This is a genomic window from Gluconacetobacter liquefaciens, assembly GCF_003350405.1.
Taxonomy (GTDB): domain Bacteria; phylum Pseudomonadota; class Alphaproteobacteria; order Acetobacterales; family Acetobacteraceae; genus Gluconacetobacter; species Gluconacetobacter liquefaciens.
In genome coordinates this window covers 49,435-70,586 of sequence record NZ_QQAW01000009.1, presented here as the reverse complement: position 1 = coordinate 70,586, position 21,152 = coordinate 49,435, and the positions used below count along the sequence as shown (strand labels likewise).

Below are 21,152 nucleotides of genomic sequence, written 5' to 3'. Positions count from 1 at the left end.
CACCCCGACCCGCCGGGTCGGGCGCGTCCTTACTGGGCGGCGACGACCGCCTCGGCGGCCTTCGCGGCCTCTTCCTCGGCCCGCAGGATCTCGGCCTTCTTCTCGACCATCTCCACGATGTGCTCGATCATCGAATCCGCCGCGATCGTATGGTCCTGCCGGCCGGCGGCGTAGACCATGTGGCGGCCCGAACCACCGCCGGTCACGCCGATATCCGTCATCAGCGCCTCGCCGGGGCCGTTGACCACGCAACCGATGATCGACAGCGTAAGCGGGGTCTGGATATGCGCCAGTCGTTCTTCCAGCGTCTGCACGGTCTGGATCACGTTGAAGCCCTGCCGCGCGCAGGACGGGCAGGAAATGATCTTCACGCCGCGATGGCGCAGGCCCAGCGACTTCAGGATGTCCCAACCGACCAGAACTTCTTCCTCGGGCTCGGCCGACAGCGACACGCGCATGGTATCCCCTACGCCGGCCCACAGCAGATTACCCAGCCCGATGGACGATTTGACCGTGCCAGCCCGCTTGCTGCCCGCCTCGGTGATGCCGATATGTAGCGGGTGATCGCACACTTCGGCAAGCTGCTGATAGGCGGCCACGGCCATGAAGACGTCCGACGCCTTCACGCTGATCTTGAATTCGTGGAAATCGTGATCTTCCAGGATTTTGGCATGCTCCAGCGCGCTTTCGACCAGCGCCTCCGGGTTAGGTTCGCCATATTTTTCCAGAAGATGCTTTTCCAGTGACCCGGCATTCACGCCGATGCGGATCGAACAGCCGTAATCCTTGGCCGCCTTCACCACCTCGCGCACGCGCTCCGGGCTACCGATATTGCCCGGATTGATGCGCAGGCAGGCCGCGCCGGCCTGCGCGGCCTCGATCGCGCGCTTGTAGTGAAAATGGATGTCGGCAACGATCGGCACATTCACCTCGCGCACGATCTCGGCCAGCGCGGCGGTGCTTTCCTCATCGGGGCACGACACGCGGACAATATCGACGCCCGCCAGTTCCGCCCGCCGGATCTGCGCGATCGTCGCCTCGGCGTCGGTCGTCAGCGTGTTGGTCATGGTCTGGACGGAAATCGGCGCGTCGCCGCCCACCGCCACCTTACCCACGTGGATCTGCCGCGACTTGCGCCGTTCGATATACTGATAGGGACGATAGCTGCTCATTGTCTGCCCTCCGGATGAGGCGATGATAACATTGTTCTATCCGCCGGCATGACGGCGCGCCGCCTTTCCGTGCATGCTTCCTGCCAAAAACCGGTCCCTTTGGCCAGACCGGACGCGACCGCTCCCGGCCCTTTCACTGTCCGCCTGCCGCTGGCGGCGGTTTGGGCACCTGCGGCTTCGCCGCACTTTCAGCCGGCTGAGGCTGCGCAGATTTTGCCGGCTGCGCCGCCGGAGCAGGCACCGACGCCACGATCGCGCCGCTGCGGACGGCATCGCGCGTCAGCGGCAGGTTGCGCCGCACCGCGCCATTCCGGCCCAGTGGCTGGGTCGTCACACCATCGGCGCTGACCACCAGCCCGCCGGCATTGCCCACCGTCAGCAGAAGATCGGTCTTGTCCTGCGGCGCGGACCAACTCTCGCCTGCCTGCAGGATATGGTCATAGATCACGGGCCCGCCAGCAACCCTGACCTGCACCCATGTCTGGGCCGAGGCCGTCAGAACGATCTGGCCAAGCGCCGTTCCGGCTGCCGGAGCCGCAGGAACGGGCGCCGGGGCCGTGCCCGGAGCCACCGGTTGCGCCATCGCCGGCGTACCGACGGGCGCCGCCGCATCATCCGGGCTGTCGGCCGTTGCGGCCGGCACGCCCGGCTCGGCATGGCTCCCCGGTGCCGGCGTGGGTTCCGCGGGGAGATCTCCATCGGTGATCGCCGATTTCTCCGCCCCCGACAGCGGCCGTGGCGGAATGGGCGCCCGTTCCGGCGGCAGGACCGACGCCACCTGCGGCGAGGTCGCCGCCTGGCGCGTCATGCCCGGAATGGCCGAAAAAACGGAAGGAACGGGTTGCGGCGGCGCGGACTGGCCACCCGTCATGCGGTACCAGCCGACATAGGCCAGCACGATGATCACTCCCCCCAGCAGCACCATGACGCCGACCGGCATCGCACCGCTGGCGGCCGGAGCCGGAAAGGACAATTCGGGCTTGCAGTCGATTCTGCCCCGCGCTTCGCTTTTGAAGCGCGCAACCAGCGCCTCGGCATCGAGGCCGAGCGCCTGGGCATAGGTGCGCAGAAAGCCGAGCGTATAGACGTTCCCCGGCAGGTCCTTCACCCGGTCGTCTTCCATCGCTTCGAGAAAGGACAGCCGAATCCTCAGCCAGGCCGCCACATCGGGCAACGCCCAGCCAAGCTGCTCGCGCCGTGCCCGCAGCGTCGGGCCGACGTTCCCGGCGCCTGCCGAGGCCCGCGCGCCGGAATCGTTCAGCGTCGTCCGGCTATCCTCACCACTCACGACTCACCCGTTACCCTGTCACGCCGAACGAGGGCATCGACGGCCTGCTCGACCAGTTCGGCAATGATGTCGGCAACCGGCTGCACAGCAGTGATCATTCCGACCGACTGCCCGGCCATGACCGAGCCGTTTTCCACATCGCCCTCGATCACCGCCCGGCGCAGCGAGCCGGCCCAGAAATGTTCGATGTCGAGTTGGGCGGCCTCTTTCGTCAGGTCGCCATCCAGATAGCGGCGAATCGTCTCGGCCTGATGGCGCAGGAACGCCCGCCCCCCCTCGTTCGACAGCCCACGCACGGGAATCACGGGAAAACGCTCGTCCAACTGCACCGAGGTCACCGCGTCCCGCGCGTTGGCACGGACGAAGGCGGCCTTGAAGCGTTCATGAGCGATGCTTTCCGCCGACGCGGCGAAACGGGTGCCGAGCTGCGCGCCGGCCGCCCCCTGCTCCAGATAGGAGAGAATGGCCTCACCCCGCCCCAACCCGCCGGCCACGAAGACCGGGACCGAGCGAATGTGGGGCAGCACTTCCTGCGCCAGCACGGTCAGCGAGACCGGCCCGACATGTCCGCCGGCTTCGGCGCCTTCGATCACCAGCGCATCGACGCCCATGCGGACCAGCCGCTTGGCCAACACCAGCGCCGGCGTAAAGGCGATGACTTTCGCGCCCCCGTCTTTCAGCGCACGGATCGCCGGCCCCGGCGGAATGCCTCCCGCCAGCACCACATGCGACACCCCTGCCGCCAGGCAGACCTGGACCAGATCGTCCAGACGCGGATGCATCGTAATCAGGTTGACGCCGAACGGACGGCTGGTCAGGGCCTGGGTCGCCGCGATTTCCTCGGCGAGGCGATCGGGCTCCATCGCACCGCAGGCCAGTACGCCGAAGCCGCCGGCATTGGAAATGGCCGAGACCAGATGCCGTTCGCTGACCCACGACATGGCACCGGCCATGATCGCGACCTCGCTCCCGAGGAAGGCCGTGCCGGCTGCCCACAGGCGGTCAAGGCGGGCACGGGCGGCCGCCCGTTCCGTGGCGTCGCCCGGCGATTGCGTCACGAGGGTTTCCATCGCCATCAGGCCGCCGCGTCGAGGCCGTAGGCCGTGTGCAGCGCCCGCACGGCCAGTTCGGTATATTCCGACGCGATCAGCACCGAGACCTTGATCTCGCTGGTCGAGATGACCTGGATATTGATGTTGCGGTCGGACAGGGTGCGGAACATCAGGTTCGCCACCCCGGCATGCGAACGCATGCCGATCCCGACCACGCTGATCTTCACCACATCGTCGTCCGTCACCAGTTCGCCATACTGGATGACGTCCCGGGCTGCTTCCAGCGCCTGGATGGCGCGCGCCAGATCGGTCTTCGACGTGGTGAAGGTCATGTTCGTCAGGCCGTCGGCGCCGGTGCTCTGCACGATCATGTCGACATTCACGTTCGCCGCCGTCAGCGGGCCGAAGATCGCGGCCGCAATTCCGGGTCGGTCCGGGATCCGCCGCACCGACAGCTTCGCTTCGTCGCGTGAATAGGCAATGCCGGCGACCAGTTCCTTTTCCACGATCTCGTCCTCATCCACCACTAATGATCCGGGCAGGTTGTCTTCCGACGGGGCGGAGCCATCGACGAAGCTCGACAGCACCTGTACGCGCACCCGTTCCTTCATTGCCAGTTCGACGCTGCGGGTCTGCAACACCTTGGCGCCGACCGACGCCAGTTCCAGCATTTCCTCGTAGGTGATCTTATCCAGCTTCCGCGCCCTCGCAACAATGCGCGGGTCCGTGGTGTAGATTCCATCGACATCGGTATAGATGTCACACCGGTCGGCCCCGATGGCGGCCGCGATGGCGACGGCCGAGGTATCCGACCCGCCGCGCCCCAGCGTCGTGATCCGCCCATCGGCGGCAACCCCCTGGAAACCGGCAATGACCGGCACCTGGCCGGCCTGCATGCGCGCCACCAGCGCCTCACCGTCGATCGAGGCGATACGCGCCTTGCCATGCGCCGCATCGGTGCGCAGCGGAATCTGCCAGCCCAGCCACGACCGGGCCTCGACCCCGATGGTCTGCAACGCGATGGCCAGCAGGCCGCTGGTGACCTGCTCGCCGGTCGCGACGACGGCATCATATTCCCGCGCATCGTGCAGCGGCGACAGTGCCTGGCAATAGCCGACCAACTGATTGGTCACGCCCGACATGGCCGAGACGACCACCGCGACCTCGCACCCTGCCTCGACCTGTTTGCGCACTTTTTCCGCCACCGCGCGAATTCGGTCCAGATCGGCCACAGAGGTGCCACCGAATTTCATGACGATCCGCGGAGTGTGACGGGACATCGAAAGGGCTCTCCAGTTCGGCGCGCGGGCCGTTCCAGCCCATCCGGGGCCTCGGGGGCGTCGGACGGGGCATTGCGGTTATCTGCAAGGCGCGTCACATACCCTTCCGCCGCTGCGCCGTCCAGCGGCAGAAGCCAGATGGAGAGGTGCAGACGCCATGCAGGTCAACGATTCGGTCCATTCAGACGGCCCGTCCGTCGTTCAGGACGAAATCGCCCGCTTCAGCGCCCTCGCCGATCGCTGGTGGGACCCTTCGGGCCCGATGCGGCCGCTGCATGCCATGAACAGCCTGCGCCTGGACTGGGCCCGGCGCCATCTCCCCGCCCCGCGCGCCGGAGAATCCGCGCCCGTGACACGCCTGCTGGATATCGGCTGCGGTGCCGGCCTCGCCAGCGAGGGCCTGGCCCGCATGGGCTATGATGTGCTGGGCCTGGATGCTTCCGATGCCGCCATTGCGGCCGCCCGCGCACATATGCTGGCCCATCCACTGCCGCCGGGCGCGGGCCCGCTCGCCTACCGCGCCGGCAGCGCCGAGGATCTGTATGCCGAGGGCGCCCGCTTCGACGCGATCACGGCGCTCGAAGTCATTGAGCACGTCGCCGATCCCGCCGCCTTCCTCCGTCTGCTGGCCGGCATGGTCGAGCCCGGCGGCGTCATCATCGTCTCGACCCTCAACCGCACGCTGCGCTCGCTGGCGACGGCCAAGATCGGGGCGGAATACATCCTGCGCCTGCTGCCGGTCGGCACCCACGAATGGCGCAAATTCATCACGCCGGCCGAACTGGGCGCCTATGCCGGCCAGGCCGGATTGCGAGTGTCCGACATCGCGGGCATGGCCCCCGGCCTCAGCGGCTGGCGCGAAAGCCGGGATCTCGGCGTCAACTACATCGCCAGCCTCGCCGTGCCGGAATAAGCCCTCAAAGCTGGAGAAACGCGAACGTCGTAGGGCTGCCCACGGCGGTGAAATGCCAGGTAAAGTCCAGCGCGCCGGTTTCGGGATCAACCCGGAACGATGTGACGGAATCGCTGCGCTGGTTGGCACAGAACAGAAACGTGCCCGACGGGTCGAACATCATGGCCCGTCCATAATCCGCATGCATCCACACTTCGTCGATCAGCGTCAGCAATCCGTCCGAACCCACACGGAAAACGGCCATGGAATCCCCCAGCCGGTTCGACGCGTACACATATCGTCCATTGGGTGACAGCAGGATTCCCGCCGCCAGCGTGCTGCCCTGAAAATAGGACGTAACGGTGCTGACCCGCTGCTGCGGCGTGATCGTACCGGTCGTCGGATCGAACCTGGCCACGACGATCTTGGAATCCTGTTCGCACAGGATGTAGAGCGTTCGCCCGTCATGGCTGAAGGAGAAATGGCGTGGCGCCGACCCCGGCATCAGGGAGAGGAAAGGCGTCGCGGCCGGTTTGAGCTTGCCCGTCGCCAGATCCAGCGTCCAGACATAGACCCGGTCCAGCCCGGCATCGCAGGCCAGGACAAATTTGCCTGACTGGTCGCTGGCCACCATATGGACATGCGGCCCCGAATGGTCGCTGACCGCGAAATTGCCGGGTGGGTTGTCCTCGGCCCGTTCGGGCATGCGCGGGCCGGAATTCTTCACGATGTCCGTCGGCTCGCCCAGGCTGCCATCCGGCCGGATGGGCAACACGCCCACGCTGCCGCCGACATAGTTGGCCACCAGGACATACCGGCCGGAATGATGGACGCTGAGATGGGCCGGCACCGCCCCACCCGAGGATACGACATTCAGCCGGGTCAGTTCACCCGACAGCCGATCGACCGCAAACGCGGTGACGCTGCCATCATGCCGTCCGTTGAAATCGTCGATCTCGCTCAACGCGTACAGGAAACGGTTATCGGCGGAGAGCGTGATGAAAGACGGGCTGGCAATGTCCGTAAAAGTCGAGATCGGCGCCAGCGCGCTGGTCGTGGGATTCATCTCGAACAGCGCGATGCCCTGCCCGTTCCCCGCCCCACCGGGCGGCGCATGTTTGTTGTAGCCGCCGATATAGCACAATGTCCGCGCCCTGGCCGGAATGGCGGCCCTGACGGGCCACGATGCCGCAAGAGGAATACCCGACGCGGCCAACCCGGCCATCAGGCCGCGTCGTGAGATGATTGAGGTCATGTCGCTCACGAATCCAGTTGAGAAAGAGGCGGCTCACTGCATCAGGCAGCGCGCTCCGATCGCGCCGTCATAGCGTGTCCAGGTATGGGTTTCGCCAAACAGGGGAATGCCCACATAGCCTCTGAGTTTCAGCACCCCGTCACGCGGCGACCAGATCTGGGCCTGGTAGACCTTCCCGCTGTCCGGATCGAGGATATGCCCGTTCCAGCGGCCGGCATCGTCCGAATCGGGAACGAATCCGGTCAGCATCAGCAGACCGCATTCCGATGTCCCGTCCTTGGCCTTCGGAATTTCACCGGTATAGCGCATGCCGACCAGCCGACCGCAGAGTTCACCGCCGCAGGCCCGGATCTCGAAGACACCGTCGCGCTCGCGGGTAACCCATTGCCCCAGCACCGGCGAGGCATCCCGCGCCGCGGCAGTTTCAGCCGCCTCCGCCGAAAGCGGATGGCCCGCCAGCTGGCCCAACATTCCCATCATGGCGCCCAGGGCGGCCAGCGACCGTACGCCCCGGCGCTTCCCCTGCGGGAAGCGGGTCATGTCGGCCCGTCGGCTTGTTCTGTCATGCATGCGTTCCACCTCGACTTCCGGCCTCCGGGCCCGGCTCCCTTTCCAGCGTCCGATCAACCGTCCGCACGCGGGACCCACGGTATGGCCATGATCTCGACACCCTCATCGACCAGGCGATCACAATCCTCTTCCGATGCACGTCCGTAAATGCCGCGCTGTTCGCCATCTCCATGATGGATCTTCAACGCTTCCTCGGCGAATTTATCGCCCACATTCTCACATCGTTCCTCGACATATTGCCTGACGCGCTGCATCGCGGCCATCATCGCGGCAGGAATGGCAGCCCCGGCCTGAGGGGACGGCCGCGCCGTTTCCGGCACGCGCGTCGGCGCGGTCCGCACAGCCGGGGCCATCAGCGCCCGCACAACGTGCGACGTGCCGCATTGTGGGCAGGAGAGCAGGTTGCGGCGAGCCTGATCGTCGAACGCGGCACTGCCGGGAAACCAGCCCTCGAACTCATGCCCGGCGTCACACCGCAACTGATAACAGATCACGCGCGCCCCCGATGCCCGATCAGGCCGCGCGCAGCAGCGGGTCAAGTTCTCCCTGCCGTTCCAGCGCCATCAGGTCGTCGCAGCCACCGATATGCCGCCCGTTGATGAAGATCTGCGGCACCGTTGTCCGCCCCCCCCGAACGCTCCCGGGCCTCGGCCCGCTCGGGCGTGCCGTGCAGGGCGCGGATTTCAGTGAATGGCGCGCCCTTCTGTTGCAGCAGGCGCACGGCGCGCACGCAATAGGGGCAGCCTGGCTGGGTATAGATTTCGATGCTGGGCATTCCGACCCCCGAAAAAGAAAAGTAGCCTATTCTGAAGACATAGCGCATTTGTGCCGTGGCACTATACCGTTCGCATCATTCGCCGGCCGTTCTCCCGCCGTCCGATCCCACCCGCGCGGGATCGGGCGCACGGGCAGCCACCAGCACGTCCACCGAAACCGCTCCGGCCGCCAGCACCGCCCGCGCACAGGCGCCCAATGTTGCTCCCGTCGTCATCACGTCATCGACCAGGATGACGCGCCGGCCTGCCAGCCGATTCCGACGCGACGGGCGGGCCACGATCGCCCCGCGCAGCACCTCCTGGCGCGCCGCCGCCCCCAGGCGGGCCAGCGCGGGCGTCCCGCGCACACGCTGTAGGGCATCCGGCACCACCGGCAGATGCGCGATCCGCCCGATCGCCACCGCCAGCAGCCCGGCCTGATTATAGCGGCGACGGAACAGCCGCCCCCTGTGCAGCGGCACAGGCACCAGCAGATCGGCTTCGGCCAGCAGTTCACGTCCGGCCCGCACCATATGCCGGGCCAGCAGCGGCGCCAGATCGGTACGATCTGCATATTTCAGCCGCAGGATCAGCACGCGCGACCGTTCGTCATAGATCATGGCGGCCCGGCCGTTCCGCCATGACGGGGGATGGTCCAGGCACGGCGCACAGCTACGCCCAGCACTGCCAGGAGCCGACGCCGAAAAGGGCTGGCCACATCGCGCGCAGCATGGCTCGGCGATAAAGCGCATGGCACGGAAGCAGTCGGGACACAGCAGGCCGGCACGATCGACCGGCTGATGACAGGCCGGGCAGTCAGGTGGCAGAAGAAGGTCGAGCACGCGCGCCGCGATGCGCCGTGGCAGGCTACCCGCCTCGCCATGCGCCGATCGGGTTTCCCCCGCGTCCCGTGTCGTGCCAACCATCACGCAATGGTGCCATTGGCATCGCCCATCCGGAAGGGCACATGCGAGCCATGAACGATCCCGTGATTTTCGACCGCGCCGCCGTGCGCCGTCATCGCGATCGCGCCGCCCCTCTGGTGCATGCGGTCGCACCGATCCTGCAGGAAGCCGCGGACCGGCTACTGGACCGGCTGGACGACACGACCTACCGCTTCAGCGCGGCGCTGGATATCGGCGGTCGCGGCGTGGTCGCACCCCTATTGCGCGCACGCGGGATCGAGAGCGTCGTGTCCTGCGACCTGTCGCCCAGGATGGCGCAGGTCAATGGTGGTAAGGTCCTGTGCGCCGACGAGGAATGGCTCCCCTTCGGCCCTGACAGCTTCGACCTGGTGGTCGCCAACCTGTCGCTGCACTGGGTCAACGACCTGCCCGGCGCGCTGGCGCAGATCCGCCACACACTGAAGCCCGACGGACTGTTCCTCGCCAGCGTGCCTGTCCTGCCGACCCTGGCGGATCTCCGCCGCGCCTTGACCGAGGCCGAGTGCACGCTCACTGGCGGCGCTGCCCCACGGGTCTCCCCCTTTCCCGACCTGAAGGACTGTGCCTCCCTGTTGCAGCGCGCAGGCTTCGCCTTGCCGGTCGCGGATGTGGACATATTGCCCCTCGCCTATCGCTCGCCCATGGCCCTGCTGCGCGACCTGCGCGCCGCCGGCGAGACCAACGCCCTGAAATTGCGCAGCCGCCAGTTTCCCACGTCCGCTCTGTTCGCTGCCGCCCTGGCAAGCCTGACGCCGGAGGCAGACGACGCCTATCTGTCCGTTCCGCTGCGCGTTGCCATCATGACCGGCTGGGCCCCGGCGGAAAGTCAGCCCCAGCCGCTCCAGCCCGGCGCCTTCACGATCTCGCTTGAGGACGCGATCAAAAAAATTGAATAACAAATTGAACTTATAATAAATTTAACCCACACACAAAATCAGCCGGCCGACAATCTGACGAGTCTTTCCTATGGACTGCGCACGTGAAGTCGCGCGGCCCCTCACCTGGCAGGCCGCCTTTGCAACCAGCCTCCTATCCGCCGGTCACGCTCATATGCCGACGCATGGCGGCGGGATCATCCGCACGCCGCCCGATGACGAAATCATGGCCCTTCGGCTTGCGCAGGATCGCCGACTGCACGAGGTGCAGCAGTTCGGCATCGCTGGCCCCTTCCCGCAGGGGGTGCCGCAGGTCCGTCGCCCCTTCATCCCCCAGGCACGGATAAAGCTGCCCGGTGCAGGACAGACGCACCCGGTTGCAGCTTTCGCAGAAATTATGGGTCATGGGCGTGATCAGCCCCAGCTTCCGCCCGGTTTCGCGCACGCGCAGATAACACGCCGGCCCACCCGTACGCTCGGCCAACGGCTCCAGCGTCCAGCGCCGCGACAGTTCGGTCCGCACGGCAGAGAGTGGCAGATAGCGATCAGTGCGATCCTCGCCTGTCTCGCCCATCGGCATGGTCTCGATCAGGCAGAGATCGGCCCCGATTTCACCACACCAGGCCAGCAGCGTGTCGAATTCATCGTCATTCACCCCCGCCATCGCCACGGTATTGATGCGGATCGCCAGCCCCGCCAGCCGTGCCGCGCGCACACCCGCCAGGGTCTGGTCGAGATTCCCGCGCCGGGTAATGCGACGAAATTTTTCAGAATCAAGGGAGTCGAGGCTGATATTGACCCGCCGCACACCCGCGCCGGCCAGCATTCCGGCATGCTCGGCCAGCCGCGAGCCATTGGTCGTAACGGTCAATTCATCCAGATGACCATTCCCACCAGGCCGGTGCAGCCATTTTCCCATGGCCTGGAAAAAATCGCCGACATCCCGGCGCACCAGCGGCTCTCCCCCCGTCACGCGCAGCCGCGTCACCCCGCTGCGGATAAAGGCGGCACAAAGCCGCTCCAGTTCCGCATAGGTCAGGATCTCGGCCTTGGGCAGAAACGACATGGTTTCCGACATGCAGTACACGCAGCGCATGTCGCATCGGTCAGTGACCGAAACCCGCAGATAGGTCACGGTCCGACCGAGAGAATCGAGGAACGGCGTACCCATGCCAACCCTTCAGGAAACGACCGTCAGCATGACGACCGATGCATCGATCAGCATCTTGCCCTGATCCTCGAAATTGACCGTCACCCGATGGGCAATGGCCGACTGCACCTGCCCCAGCCCCCATTCCGGATGATCGGGATGACGGACGAACTGCCCAGGCTCCAGAAAAGAACGGAAAGGCAGCGCATCGGCCATGCGGCAAGAATCTCCGGAAACCAGCCGCCAATCCGGGCCGAAGGCAACACATGGCAGCAAAGATGGCCGGGCAGGATACCAGCCTGAACCGGGATATTCAAAGGCCGCGTAGCGCATACAGCCGGTTCAGTGGCTTCCGCTGGAAAAATCGGGCGCCGCCACGCCTGACCGTTCGAGTTGCACGGTCAGGGCCGCCTTCAGCCGTTCCAATCCCTCAGGGCTGGCGCTTTCCGCCCGCGCGACCAGCATGGCCTGGGTATTGGAGGCCCGCAGCAGCCACCACCCATCCGCATCAGTCACCCGCACGCCGTCGATCGTCGTCATATCGGCGCCCGCGTCGGCCAGTCGCGCCGCAACGTCTTCGATCACCACAAACTTGCGGGCATCGGCGCAATCGAACCGCAATTCGGGCGTACTGACCATCTTGGGCAGCGCGTCATGCGCTGCCGACAATGCCCTCTTCATCCGGGCAACAACGCCCAGCAGGCGAACCGCCGCATACAGCCCGTCATCGAACCCATACCACCTGTCGGCGAAGAAGAAATGGCCCGACATCTCGCCGGCCAGCGGGGCACCGGTTTCCGCCATCCGCGACTTGATGGGCGAATGTCCGCTGCGCCACATCAGCGGCTGCCCACCAGCCCGGCTCACCTCATCGAACAGAACCTGACTGGCCTTCACATCGGCGATGATCATGCTGCCCGGCCGAGCCTCCAGCACGTCACGGGCCAGCAGGGCGAGAATCTGGTCGCTCCACCAGATTTCGCCCCGATCATCCACCACACCGATCCGGTCGGCATCGCCATCGAAGGCAATCCCGATATCGGCGCCGATATCCCGCACCGCAGCAATCAGTTGCATCAGGTTCCGGGGAATCGTCGGGTCGGGATGATGGGCCGGAAAACGGCCGTCGATCACACCGTTCAGAATGGTATGCTCACCCGGAATATGCCGCACCAGTTCGGCCAGAACCTCGCCAGCGGCACCATTCCCGTTGTCCCAGACGATTTTCAGCCGCCGCTCGCCGCCATCCCAGCCACGCGCCAGCCGCTCGACATAGTCCGCCTGAACATCGACATCCCGCACGCTGCCGAGCCGCTCCGGCACCACGTCGCCGCGCGCGGCCATGTCGCCCAGTTCGCCGATACGGGGGCCGAAGAAGGACTCCCCCCCGAGGATCATCTTGAATCCGTTGTGATCGGGCGGATTATGACTGCCGGTGACCATGACCGCCCCGTCAGCCTTCAGACTGGCGGAGGCGAAATACAGCATCGGCGTCGGCCCGCGACCGACACGCAGTACCTCGACCCCGGAAGCGACGGCCCCATCGACCAGGGCCGCCTCCAGTTCGGGTGAGGATAATCGGCCATCATATCCGACAGCGACGGTACGACCGCCCTCGCGGACCACCACGCTGCCGAAGGTCCGGCCAATCGCATAGGCGTCGCGCGGACCAAGGGTCGTGTCCACGACCCCCCTTATGTCGTATTCGCGCAGGCTCGTCGGATCAAAACCGTGCGCGAACGCCACCATCAGCCAGTATAGTTCTTCAGGAACGCCCGCACGGAATCCCCAAGATCCGGCCGATCGATCGACATTGCGATCTGGGCTTCCAGATAGCCCAGCTTGTTGCCGCAATCGAAACGCTGCCCCTCATAGCGCAGCCCGTGGAACGGAACATGCCCGATCATCTTGGCCATCGCGTCGGTCAACTGCACTTCACCGCCCGCACCACGCTCCAGCTTGGACAGATGCGGCATGACGTCGGCCGTCAGGACATAGCGCCCGATGATGGAAAGGTTGGACGGCGCTTCTTCGGGCTTGGGCTTCTCGACCAGGCCCGTCACCTCGACCACACGACCATCGTCCTTGCCGGTCTTCAGGATACCGTAGCGGCTGGTGTGCTCGCGCGGCACCTCGGTGACGGCGACGACATTCCCCCCGGTCTGGTTATAGGCCTCCACGAGTTGCTTCAGACACCCCACATCGCTCTTCACCAGATCGTCGGGCAGCAGGATCGCAAACGGGTCGTCGCCGATAAAGCTGCGGGCACACCAGATCGCATGGCCCAGGCCCAGCGGCTCCTGCTGGCGGACGGCAATCAGCGCCCCGGCCTCGATGGTGCTGGGTGCGAGGGCGTCCAGCGCATCCTGCTTGTTGCGCTCGCGCAGCGTCGTCTCCAGTTCGAAGGCGACGTCGAAATAATCGATCAGCGAGTCCTTGCCCCGTCCGGTAATCAGGCAGAACTCCTCGATTCCGGCGGCACGGGCCTCGTCGATGGCGTATTGGATCAGCGGCTTGTCGACGACCGTCAGCATTTCCTTTGGCATGGCCTTGGTCGCCGGGAGGAAACGGGTGCCGAGACCGGCGACCGGGAGTACGGCTTTTCGCAAGGGTTTGATCACAAGCGTCACCTTCGATCCATCGTTGAAAATCAGAACATTCGAACACGTCACGACTGTACGCGGCGCATGAAACAACGACCGCGCTCGCAATTCGTTCTAACCGATAAACGGGAAAAAAAAATGACTTAAGTGAGGCAAAATAACATGATGGGTCAAAAGGATGCCTATGATGATGCGTGCGGAAAACCCATGCGGGCAGCCATTGCATCACCTGTGCAGGCATAAAATCAGCGCGAGCACCCGGCCCCGGCAAATGGAGCCAGCGTTTCGTCCGCCCTGCTTTCCATTCTGATTTTCATCATAAAGCCAATCGTGCCGGGCTGGCCGGCCTGTCGATTGGTGCGGTCGAGAAGACTCGAACTTCCACGGGGTTGCCCCCACAAGCACCTCAAGCTTGCGCGTCTACCATTCCGCCACGACCGCACCGTGACATCGGTTACCGCCTGAGCGATACCGTGTTGACGGAAGGCCGTATAAACGATGCAGGTTCGAGGGGCAATGACCGAAAAGACAATTCTGTGGAATTCGAGCCGGGTGCCGGTTCCCTACCCCGACGCGATCGCCGGGATGGAGCGACAGGTGGCGGGAATCCGCGACGGCAGCCTGCCCGAGCGGGTCTGGTTGCTGGAACACCCCCCCACCTACACGGCCGGCACATCGGCCAGGGACGCGGACCTGTTCAATCCTTCCGGCTTCCCCACCCACGCCGCCGGCCGGGGCGGGCAGTGGACCTATCACGGGCCGAGCCAACGGGTCGCCTATGTGATGCTGGACCTCACCCGGCAGCAGGGCACGGTCCCCCCGCGCGACCTGCGGGCCTATGTCCACGCGCTGGAGGAATGGCTGATCCGGACATTGCGCCATTTCGATATCACGGGCGAACGGCGCGCGGACAGAATCGGCGTCTGGGTGGTCGATCCCCTCACCGGGTCCGAAAGCAAGATCGCAGCCCTGGGGGTGCGCGTCACGCGCTGGACGTGCTGGCATGGCGTGGCCCTGAACGTGGCGCCCGACCTGAGCCATTTCGAGGGCATCGTGCCCTGCGGCATCCGCGAGCACGGCGTAACCAGCCTGCACGCCCAGGGCCGCAACGTAGACATGGCAACGGTGGATGAAGCCCTGCGCGCCGAATGGCAGGGTCTCTTCGGCAGCATCCCAACCCCGATCAGCGCACTCTGACCTCGACCGGACGCGCTACCTACAGCGGCGCGTCCAGCGAGAAGAAACCGGACGGAAAGTCCGTGCCGGTCCGGACGTCGGTCAGATGCAGGCGCGTGCTGTTGTGGCGCGCGTCCAGCAGGTCGATCGCCACCAGAGACAACTGCCCGGCGAAATCGGCAAATCCCAGCGTCAGCAGGCCCTGCGACGGGTTGTCACTGCGGGCCATCGAAATCTGCAACACATTGGCACCATGCCGAACCGCAGTGACCTCCACGGCCCCCCCCAGATGCACCGGCGTGGCCAGCAGCAGCCCCAGCGGCTGGTGCGAGAGGTTCATGCGCGTCACCGACTGGCGCTGCGCGTCGCGAAACACCAGGTGCCCGCCCGCCGCGACCAGCCGCATGGGGTGCGGCGTCCGGTAATCCAGGCGCAGATTGCCCGGATCGTAGGAGAGCGTGCCCTCCCCGATTCCACCATCCGGCCAGGTCTGGACGACGCGGGCGGTCAGGCCGCGCGTGGTGTTCAGATACCGTTCGACCCGCGCCACGTCATGCCCGTCCACCGCTCCCGGCGATGCCTGGCAAGCCGCGACGGCCAGCGGTGCGGCCAGGAACAGCCGGCGCGAAAGCGTGCCGCCACCGCTCATGCGCCGGCGATCCGGGCCTGCTCGGCGGGGGTGCGCAATGTCAGCGACAGCGCATGCAGGCCCGAGGCGAATTCCGGCGCCAGCAGGTCATGCACCAGGCGAGAGCGCTGTACCCGCGCCTGCCCGTCGAACGCCGCGCTCACCACCAGCACATTGAAATGCGTCTCGCCCCCGGCAGCGGCACCGCGCATCCCGGAATGGCCGGCATGCCGGCCGCTATCGTCCTCGATTTCGATCAGGCTGGGGGCCAGATGCGTGCGGATCGCGCGGGCGATCCGGTCCACCCGTCTCTCATCGGCCAGAGAAGGTGCCACCTCTGCATGGTCTGTGATGCTCACTGTTCCCGTCCCCTCTTTCTGCTGACTCGCTTGGCTCTTGCACGAATACGGTTCGAACGCACATAACGCCAGATGATGACCCGAAAGAACACACGTCACCGGGCTTTCGACCCCGATCCGGATGCGCCGGCCCGGTGCTGCGACATGGCCGGCTGTGACGAGAGCGCCGGCTACCGTGCGCCGAAATCACGCGACGCGCTGAACGAATATTTCTGGTTCTGTCTGCCCCATGTACGCGAGTACAACGCGCGGTGGGATTTTTACAAAGGCATGTCGCCCGGCCAGATCGAGGCGCACATCCGCGATGACGTCTCCTGGAACCGTCCTTCCTGGCGGCTGGGCCAGCGCGCCGGCCGCCTGGGCCCGGACGATTTCATCGACCCGATGGATCTGATGGACGGCGCGCGCCGTCCAGGCCCACGGACCGGTGCCCCTGCCCGCCCCGACATGCCCGAGGCCCTGCGCCAGCCGCTGGACATGATGGGTCTGGACTGGCCGCTATCGATGGACGAACTGAAAATGCGCTACAAGGACCTGGCGCGGCGGCATCACCCGGACGCCAATGGCGGCGACCGCCAGTCGGAAGAACTGCTGAAAAGCATCAATGTCGCCTACACCACGCTGCGCGCCCATCTGGCCTCGGCGCGCGAAGCCGATCTGGAACGTACCGCGTAGGCATGGCCTTGCCGACGATAGCGTCTATAGTGGCACCGGAAACGTCGAAAGAACGCCTCTGGCGCCAGAAACCGGGCGTCGAAGACAGGAAGCCAGAGACCAGAACGGAGAGGCCCTGCCGCCGATCTCGGCCCTGTCCGGCGCGCCCGACCTGATGGTTTCGGCCCGCGAACTCTTCGGCATCGACAGCGACCTGCAAGTTCCTGCCTTCTCGGTCCGCACCGACCATGTGCCGGACGCCGATCCCACCTACCGTTTCGACCATGACACCACGCTGGCGATCCTGGCCGGCTTCGCGTTCAACCGCCGCGTCATGATCCAGGGCTACCACGGCACCGGCAAGTCTTCGCATATCGAGCAGGTGGCCTCGCGCCTCAACTGGCCGTGCATCCGCATCAATCTCGACAGCCACATCTCGCGCATCGACCTGATCGGCAAGGATGCGATCGTACTGCGCGACGGCAAGCAGGTAACGGAATTCCGCGAGGGCCTGCTACCCTGGGCCCTGCAACGTCCCTGCGCCCTGGTGTTCGACGAATATGATGCCGGCCGCCCCGACGTGATGTTCGTGATCCAGCGCGTGCTGGAAATCGAAGGCCACCTGACGCTGCTGGACCAGAACCGCGTCATCCGCCCGCATCCGTATTTCCGCCTGTTCGCCACCGCCAACACGGTCGGCCTGGGCGATACGACGGGCCTGTATCACGGCACCCAGCAGATCAATCAGGGTCAGATGGATCGCTGGAACATCGTCACCACGCTCAACTACCTGCCCCACGCCCAGGAAACGGCGATCGTACTGGCCAAGATGGGGATCGACCCCAACGATGCACCGGCCCGCAAGCGGGTCGAGAGCATGGTGGCGCTGGCCGACCTCACGCGTTCGGGCTTCATCGCAGGCGATATCTCCACCGTCATGTCACCACGCACCGTCATCAGCTGGGCGGAGAATTACCGGATCTTCCAGAACCTGGAATTCGCGTTCCGGGTCACCTTCCTCAACAAGTGCGACGAGGCGGAGCGGCAGACGGTGGCGGAATATTACCAGCGCTGCTTCAACGTCGACCCCTCCGGCACCGCGCCGCGCGCGCGCTGATCGGCCAGCGCCATGCGCGACCGCAAAAACGACGCCCTGTCCGCCCGTCAGGCCGCCGCAGAACGGACGGATGCGTTCAAGCGCGCGACCGTCGGCGTGCTGCGTGCGCTCGGCGGCCGCGCGGATGCCGACGTGATCTTCCAGAGCGGCCCGATCCCGGCTGCCGCCGCCGTCAGCGGCGAGCATGTTCGCCTGCCCCAGCCCGGTTCGAACCTACAGGAAGCGGATATCGACCGCGTCCGGGGCGCCGCTGACGCCGCCGCCCTCCGGCTGCGGCATCACGATGCAGCCCTCCATGCCGTCACCCGGCCCGAACCGGCCGATGCACGGGCGGCCTACGAGGCGCTGGAACAGGCCCGCGTGGAAAGCGTCGGTGCGCGCTACATGGCCGGCGTCGCGGCCAATCTGCGGCATAAGGCCGAACGCGACTATCGCGATAGCGGCTACGACCGCGCCGACCGGCGCGAGCAGATCCCTCTCCCCGTCGCGCTATCGCTGCTGGCGCGCGAGACGCTGACGGGCGAACCGGTGCCGGATTCCATGCGTGCGATCGCCGATCAATGGCGCACGCATCTCGGCCCCTCCGCCCAGCACGCCCTGACGGACATGGCGGCCGCGCAGGACGACCAGCGTGCCTTTTCCAAGGCCGCCCGCCGGCTGCTGGTAGCCTGCGATCTGATCGAAGGCGAAGCCGAGATCGAGGAAGACCCGGACGGCAGCGACAACGCATCGTCCGACGAAACCGACGACAAACCATCCGATTCGCCCGAGGACCAGTCGCCGCAGAACAAGGAGGATACGTCCGGACTGGAAGAGGACGAATCCGGCCTGCAACCCCAGTTGGCCCAGGGAACAGGCATGGGCGACGAAGACGCCGACGACGCCGAACCCGGCGAGGCGGCCGGATCGGAGGAACCCGGTGGTCCGCGTAGCGCCGAAGACCACACGGCCGGAGACGCCACGACCGCCTACCACGCCTTCACCACGCAGTTCGACGAAGAGATCCCGGCCGAGGATCTGTGCGACCCCGAGGAACTGACGCGCCTGCGCCAGCAGCTCGACCAGCAATTGCTGAGCCTCCAGGGCGTGGTGTCGCGCCTGGCCAACCGCATGCAGCGTCGCCTGCTGGCCCAGCAGACCCGCGCGTGGGAGTTCGACCTGGAGGAAGGCATCCTCGATGCCGGCCGCCTGTCGCGGATCGTGGTCAATCCCACCCTGTCCCTGTCCTACAAGCACGAACGCGACACCGATTTCCGCGATACGGTCGTCACGCTGCTGATCGACAATTCGGGCTCGATGCGCGGCCGCCCCATCTCGGTGGCCGCCATGTGCGGCGACATTCTGGCCCGCACGCTGGAGCGCTGCGCGGTGAAGGTCGAAGTCCTCGGCTTCACCACCCGCGCCTGGAAAGGCGGCCAGAGCCGCGAGCGCTGGGTGGCGCAGGGCAAGCCCCCCAATCCCGGCCGGCTGAACGACCTGCGGCACATCATCTACAAATCGGCCGACATGCCGTGGCGCCGGTCGCGCAAGAATCTGGGCCTGATGCTGCGCGAGGGCCTGCTGAAGGAAAACATCGACGGCGAAGCCCTGCTCTGGGCATGGAAGCGCCTTCAGAGCCGGCCGGAAAGCCGGAAGATCCTGATGGTGATCTCCGATGGCGCCCCGGTCGATGACAGCACGCTCTCGGTCAATCCGGGCTCGTATCTGGAGACACATCTGCGCCAGGTCATCGCCCAGATCGAAAACCGCAGCGGCGTCGAACTGGTGGCCATCGGCATCGGCCATGACGTCACGCGCTATTACCGGCGCGCGGTCACGATCTCGGATGCCGAGGAACTCGGCGGCACGATGATGCAGGAACTCTCCGACCTGTTCGACGAACACGCCCCCACCCGCCGCCGCGCCTGACGGCGCGGCCGGTGGAAAGCCCTATACCGATCCTGCCGGGCCGGTATAGGCACCCGGCGGCGGCCGGTCGATCGGCGGCGCCACCATCAGCGCCTCATGGCCCGCCAAGGACGAGACATGGGCCAGCCGTTCACGCGGCAGCGCCTCCGGACATTCGTCACGCATGAAGACGATGATCTTCTCGCGGATCTCGCACCGCAGGTCCCAACTCCGCATGGCCGACCGCGCGCTGGCGATGACCCGGATGGTCATGACATGGGCGCTGCAATCGGCCACCTGAACGTCGAACACCTTGCCGTCCCACAACGCGCTGCCATGCACGATCTCATGCAGGCGCGCGCGGATACGGTCCATGGGCGCGTGGAAATCGACATACAGAAACACCACCCCGATCAGCGCCGCCGAGTTATGGGTCCAGTTCTGGAACGGATTTTCCAGGAACCATGAAATCGGCACAATATGCCGCCGCCAGTCCCACACCCGCAGCACGACATAGGTCGCGGTAATTTCCTCCACCCACGCCCAGTCGCCATTGATGATGATCAGGTCTTCCATGCGGATCGGCTGCGTCATGGCGATCTGCATGCCCGCGATCAGGTTCGTCAGCAGCGGCCGGGCGGCGAGGCCCACGACCACCGAGGCCGCGCCCGCCGACGCAAACAGGCTCAGCCCATATTCCCGCACCGATTCGAACGTCATCAGCGCCGAACCGACCGTCAGCAGTCCCACTAGGATATCCGCCATGCGCCGCAGCACGCGCACCTGCGTCATGTGGGTACGCAGCAGGATATCGTCACGGTCGTCCGTGCCGGTAATCCGCGCCAGATAGGCATCGGAGAGAATCCGCATCGCCACGATCGCGGCATACCCCACCATCAGCACGAACAGCACCAGCAGCGCATGGCCGCCCCACTGCATCGTCCGGTACGAAAAGCCCGAGGCCGGCAGCGCCGTCGCAACGAAGACAATCGCCAGCATCACCCGCGCCGGGCGCTGCATCGCCATCGTGAACAACCGGATGAACGCGCCCTTCTTCTGTCCGGGAATGCGCAAGACCAGCTTGGTCATGATCCGGCTGCAGATCTCGGCCATCAGCACGGCCGCGCACAGCACCACAACCGAGGCCATGGTGCCGGGCAGCCAGTCAAAGGAGATACGAATCTGGGTCAGAAGGTCGATAAAGGCGTTTTTCACGAATCCGGGTTCACTCTTTCCATGGGGACGACGCGGGCTGCCGATGGCCTGAATGGCGCCATATCAATGGGGACGAGGTGCTTCTTTAACCACGATGGGAAGCCTCACTTCAAACGTCATCCGTGGGTTGACTTTGCCCGGGCGGGGCGATATTTCCCACGTCACCGACGCGATGGCGGCGTAGCTCAGCGGTAGAGCAGGGGAATCATAATCCCTTGGTCGGCGGTTCAAATCCGTCCGCCGCTACCATCGGTCGGTCTTCCCCTTTCATGCGGTGCTT

Annotated in this window: 21 protein-coding genes, 2 tRNA genes and 1 pseudogene; 7 read left to right on the top strand and 17 right to left on the bottom strand. The window is 65.7% G+C overall.

What is annotated here, in order from left to right; genetic code table 11:
- Positions 1–29: 29 nt before the first annotated feature.
- From ispG to C7453_RS14615, 4 genes are all read right to left on the bottom strand, one after another.
- Positions 30–1,172 carry a flavodoxin-dependent (E)-4-hydroxy-3-methylbut-2-enyl-diphosphate synthase gene (gene ispG, locus C7453_RS14630; RefSeq protein WP_114728291.1) on the bottom strand — a complete coding sequence of 381 codons (1,143 nt, stop codon included), beginning with the start codon at positions 1,170–1,172 and terminating at the stop codon, positions 30–32.
- Positions 1,173–1,305: 133 nt separating this feature from the next.
- The gene (locus C7453_RS14625; protein WP_245949062.1) at positions 1,306–2,460 is read right to left on the bottom strand and encodes a helix-turn-helix domain-containing protein; all 1,155 of its coding nucleotides are present in this window, start codon (positions 2,458–2,460) and stop codon (positions 1,306–1,308) included.
- A complete protein-coding gene (locus C7453_RS14620; protein WP_114728289.1) occupies positions 2,457–3,536 on the bottom strand; it encodes an NAD(P)H-dependent flavin oxidoreductase in 1,080 nt (359 codons plus the stop codon). The genes C7453_RS14625 and C7453_RS14620 overlap by 4 nt, the downstream gene beginning before the upstream one ends.
- Entirely contained in the window at positions 3,536–4,792 is a 1,257-nt protein-coding gene (locus C7453_RS14615) for an aspartate kinase (RefSeq protein ID WP_114728287.1), read from the bottom strand. The genes C7453_RS14620 and C7453_RS14615 overlap by 1 nt, the downstream gene beginning before the upstream one ends.
- Positions 4,793–4,949: 157 nt before the next feature.
- Between C7453_RS14615 and ubiG the strand changes: the two genes are divergently transcribed.
- A complete protein-coding gene (gene ubiG / locus C7453_RS14610) occupies positions 4,950–5,705 on the top strand; it encodes a bifunctional 2-polyprenyl-6-hydroxyphenol methylase/3-demethylubiquinol 3-O-methyltransferase UbiG (protein ID WP_114728285.1) in 756 nt (251 codons plus the stop codon).
- A gap of 4 nt (positions 5,706–5,709) precedes the next feature.
- Here ubiG and C7453_RS14605 read toward each other — a convergent pair whose 3' ends face one another.
- The 5 genes and pseudogenes from C7453_RS14605 to C7453_RS14585 form a co-directional block, all read right to left on the bottom strand.
- A complete protein-coding gene (locus C7453_RS14605) occupies positions 5,710–6,939 on the bottom strand; it encodes a lactonase family protein (RefSeq protein ID WP_114728283.1) in 1,230 nt (409 codons plus the stop codon).
- Between the two features lie 33 nt (positions 6,940–6,972).
- Positions 6,973–7,509, bottom strand: a complete 537-nt coding sequence (locus tag C7453_RS14600; protein WP_114728434.1) for a DUF2147 domain-containing protein — start codon at positions 7,507–7,509, stop codon at positions 6,973–6,975.
- A 53-nt stretch (positions 7,510–7,562) separates the two neighbouring features.
- Positions 7,563–8,003: a DUF1178 family protein gene (locus tag C7453_RS14595; RefSeq protein ID WP_114728281.1), complete on the bottom strand. Its 441-nt coding sequence runs from the start codon at positions 8,001–8,003 to the stop codon at positions 7,563–7,565.
- 19 nt (positions 8,004–8,022) lie between these two features.
- Positions 8,023–8,284: pseudogene (gene grxC, locus C7453_RS14590) on the bottom strand (glutaredoxin 3).
- A 75-nt stretch (positions 8,285–8,359) separates the two neighbouring features.
- Complete coding sequence (locus C7453_RS14585; RefSeq protein ID WP_114728279.1) at positions 8,360–9,190, bottom strand: ComF family protein; 831 nt, start codon at positions 9,188–9,190, stop codon at positions 8,360–8,362.
- A gap of 41 nt (positions 9,191–9,231) precedes the next feature.
- On the opposite strand from C7453_RS14585, the gene C7453_RS14580 reads away from it, so the two are divergent.
- Positions 9,232–10,104, top strand: a complete 873-nt coding sequence (locus C7453_RS14580) for a methyltransferase domain-containing protein (RefSeq protein WP_114728277.1) — start codon at positions 9,232–9,234, stop codon at positions 10,102–10,104.
- Positions 10,105–10,237: 133 nt separating this feature from the next.
- Here C7453_RS14580 and moaA read toward each other — a convergent pair whose 3' ends face one another.
- The 5 genes from moaA to C7453_RS14555 all read right to left on the bottom strand — a co-directional run bounded on the left by moaA (position 10,238) and on the right by C7453_RS14555 (position 14,277).
- Positions 10,238–11,254 (bottom strand): GTP 3',8-cyclase MoaA, encoded by a 1,017-nt coding sequence (gene moaA, locus C7453_RS14575; RefSeq protein WP_114728275.1) that lies wholly within the window; start codon positions 11,252–11,254, stop codon positions 10,238–10,240.
- A gap of 9 nt (positions 11,255–11,263) precedes the next feature.
- The gene (locus tag C7453_RS14570) at positions 11,264–11,449 is read right to left on the bottom strand and encodes a DUF3553 domain-containing protein (protein ID WP_114728273.1); all 186 of its coding nucleotides are present in this window, start codon (positions 11,447–11,449) and stop codon (positions 11,264–11,266) included.
- A 126-nt stretch (positions 11,450–11,575) separates the two neighbouring features.
- Positions 11,576–12,979: a phosphoglucomutase/phosphomannomutase PgmG gene (pgmG, locus tag C7453_RS14565; protein ID WP_114728433.1), complete on the bottom strand. Its 1,404-nt coding sequence runs from the start codon at positions 12,977–12,979 to the stop codon at positions 11,576–11,578.
- 2 nt (positions 12,980–12,981) lie between these two features.
- Positions 12,982–13,854, bottom strand: coding sequence for a UTP--glucose-1-phosphate uridylyltransferase GalU (gene galU / locus C7453_RS14560; protein ID WP_114728431.1), 873 nt, complete (start codon positions 13,852–13,854; stop codon positions 12,982–12,984).
- Between the two features lie 337 nt (positions 13,855–14,191).
- A tRNA-Leu gene (locus C7453_RS14555) sits at positions 14,192–14,277 on the bottom strand.
- Between the two features lie 57 nt (positions 14,278–14,334).
- Here C7453_RS14555 and lipB point away from each other — a divergent pair.
- Positions 14,335–15,033, top strand: coding sequence for a lipoyl(octanoyl) transferase LipB (gene lipB / locus C7453_RS14550; protein ID WP_114728271.1), 699 nt, complete (start codon positions 14,335–14,337; stop codon positions 15,031–15,033).
- 19 nt (positions 15,034–15,052) lie between these two features.
- Here lipB and C7453_RS14545 read toward each other — a convergent pair whose 3' ends face one another.
- Together C7453_RS14545 and C7453_RS14540 are read right to left on the bottom strand one after the other, a co-directional pair.
- Complete coding sequence (locus C7453_RS14545; protein ID WP_114728269.1) at positions 15,053–15,661, bottom strand: LolA family protein; 609 nt, start codon at positions 15,659–15,661, stop codon at positions 15,053–15,055.
- Entirely contained in the window at positions 15,658–15,993 is a 336-nt protein-coding gene (locus C7453_RS14540) for a BolA family protein (protein ID WP_371858480.1), read from the bottom strand. Before C7453_RS14540 ends, C7453_RS14545 begins: the two co-directional genes overlap by 4 nt.
- Before the next feature lie 78 nt (positions 15,994–16,071).
- Here C7453_RS14540 and C7453_RS14535 point away from each other — a divergent pair, with 78 nt between their 5' ends.
- The 3 genes from C7453_RS14535 (at position 16,072) to cobT (ending at position 19,678) form a co-directional block, all read left to right on the top strand.
- Positions 16,072–16,674 (top strand): J domain-containing protein, encoded by a 603-nt coding sequence (locus C7453_RS14535; RefSeq protein WP_170143239.1) that lies wholly within the window; start codon positions 16,072–16,074, stop codon positions 16,672–16,674.
- Positions 16,675–16,789: 115 nt separating this feature from the next.
- On the top strand, positions 16,790–17,770 hold the full coding sequence (gene cobS / locus C7453_RS14530) for a cobaltochelatase subunit CobS (protein ID WP_114728427.1): 981 nt from the start codon (positions 16,790–16,792) through the stop codon (positions 17,768–17,770).
- A 12-nt stretch (positions 17,771–17,782) separates the two neighbouring features.
- Positions 17,783–19,678 (top strand): cobaltochelatase subunit CobT, encoded by a 1,896-nt coding sequence (gene cobT / locus C7453_RS14525; protein ID WP_114728267.1) that lies wholly within the window; start codon positions 17,783–17,785, stop codon positions 19,676–19,678.
- 21 nt (positions 19,679–19,699) lie between these two features.
- Here cobT and C7453_RS14520 read toward each other — a convergent pair whose 3' ends face one another.
- Complete coding sequence (locus C7453_RS14520) at positions 19,700–20,872, bottom strand: mechanosensitive ion channel family protein (protein ID WP_114728266.1); 1,173 nt, start codon at positions 20,870–20,872, stop codon at positions 19,700–19,702.
- Between the two features lie 174 nt (positions 20,873–21,046).
- Here C7453_RS14520 and C7453_RS14515 point away from each other — a divergent pair.
- A tRNA-Met gene (locus C7453_RS14515) sits at positions 21,047–21,121 on the top strand.
- Positions 21,122–21,152 lie beyond the last annotated feature (31 nt).

Coding starts and splice junctions, on each gene's coding strand:
- ispG (WP_114728291.1), bottom strand. CDS start 1,172: ATGAGCAGCTATCGTCCCTATCAGTATATCGAACGGCGCAAGTCGCGG.
- C7453_RS14620 (WP_114728289.1), bottom strand. CDS start 3,536: ATGGCGATGGAAACCCTCGTGACGCAATCGCCGGGCGACGCCACGGAA.
- C7453_RS14615 (WP_114728287.1), bottom strand. CDS start 4,792: ATGTCCCGTCACACTCCGCGGATCGTCATGAAATTCGGTGGCACCTCT.
- ubiG (WP_114728285.1), top strand. CDS start 4,950: ATGCAGGTCAACGATTCGGTCCATTCAGACGGCCCGTCCGTCGTTCAG.
- C7453_RS14605 (WP_114728283.1), bottom strand. CDS start 6,939: ATGACCTCAATCATCTCACGACGCGGCCTGATGGCCGGGTTGGCCGCG.
- C7453_RS14600 (WP_114728434.1), bottom strand. CDS start 7,509: ATGCATGACAGAACAAGCCGACGGGCCGACATGACCCGCTTCCCGCAG.
- C7453_RS14585 (WP_114728279.1), bottom strand. CDS start 9,190: ATGGTTGGCACGACACGGGACGCGGGGGAAACCCGATCGGCGCATGGC.
- C7453_RS14580 (WP_114728277.1), top strand. CDS start 9,232: ATGCGAGCCATGAACGATCCCGTGATTTTCGACCGCGCCGCCGTGCGC.
- moaA (WP_114728275.1), bottom strand. CDS start 11,254: ATGGGTACGCCGTTCCTCGATTCTCTCGGTCGGACCGTGACCTATCTG.
- C7453_RS14570 (WP_114728273.1), bottom strand. CDS start 11,449: ATGGCCGATGCGCTGCCTTTCCGTTCTTTTCTGGAGCCTGGGCAGTTC.
- lipB (WP_114728271.1), top strand. CDS start 14,335: ATGCAGGTTCGAGGGGCAATGACCGAAAAGACAATTCTGTGGAATTCG.
- C7453_RS14545 (WP_114728269.1), bottom strand. CDS start 15,661: ATGAGCGGTGGCGGCACGCTTTCGCGCCGGCTGTTCCTGGCCGCACCG.
- C7453_RS14535 (WP_170143239.1), top strand. CDS start 16,072: ATGATGACCCGAAAGAACACACGTCACCGGGCTTTCGACCCCGATCCG.
- cobT (WP_114728267.1), top strand. CDS start 17,783: ATGCGCGACCGCAAAAACGACGCCCTGTCCGCCCGTCAGGCCGCCGCA.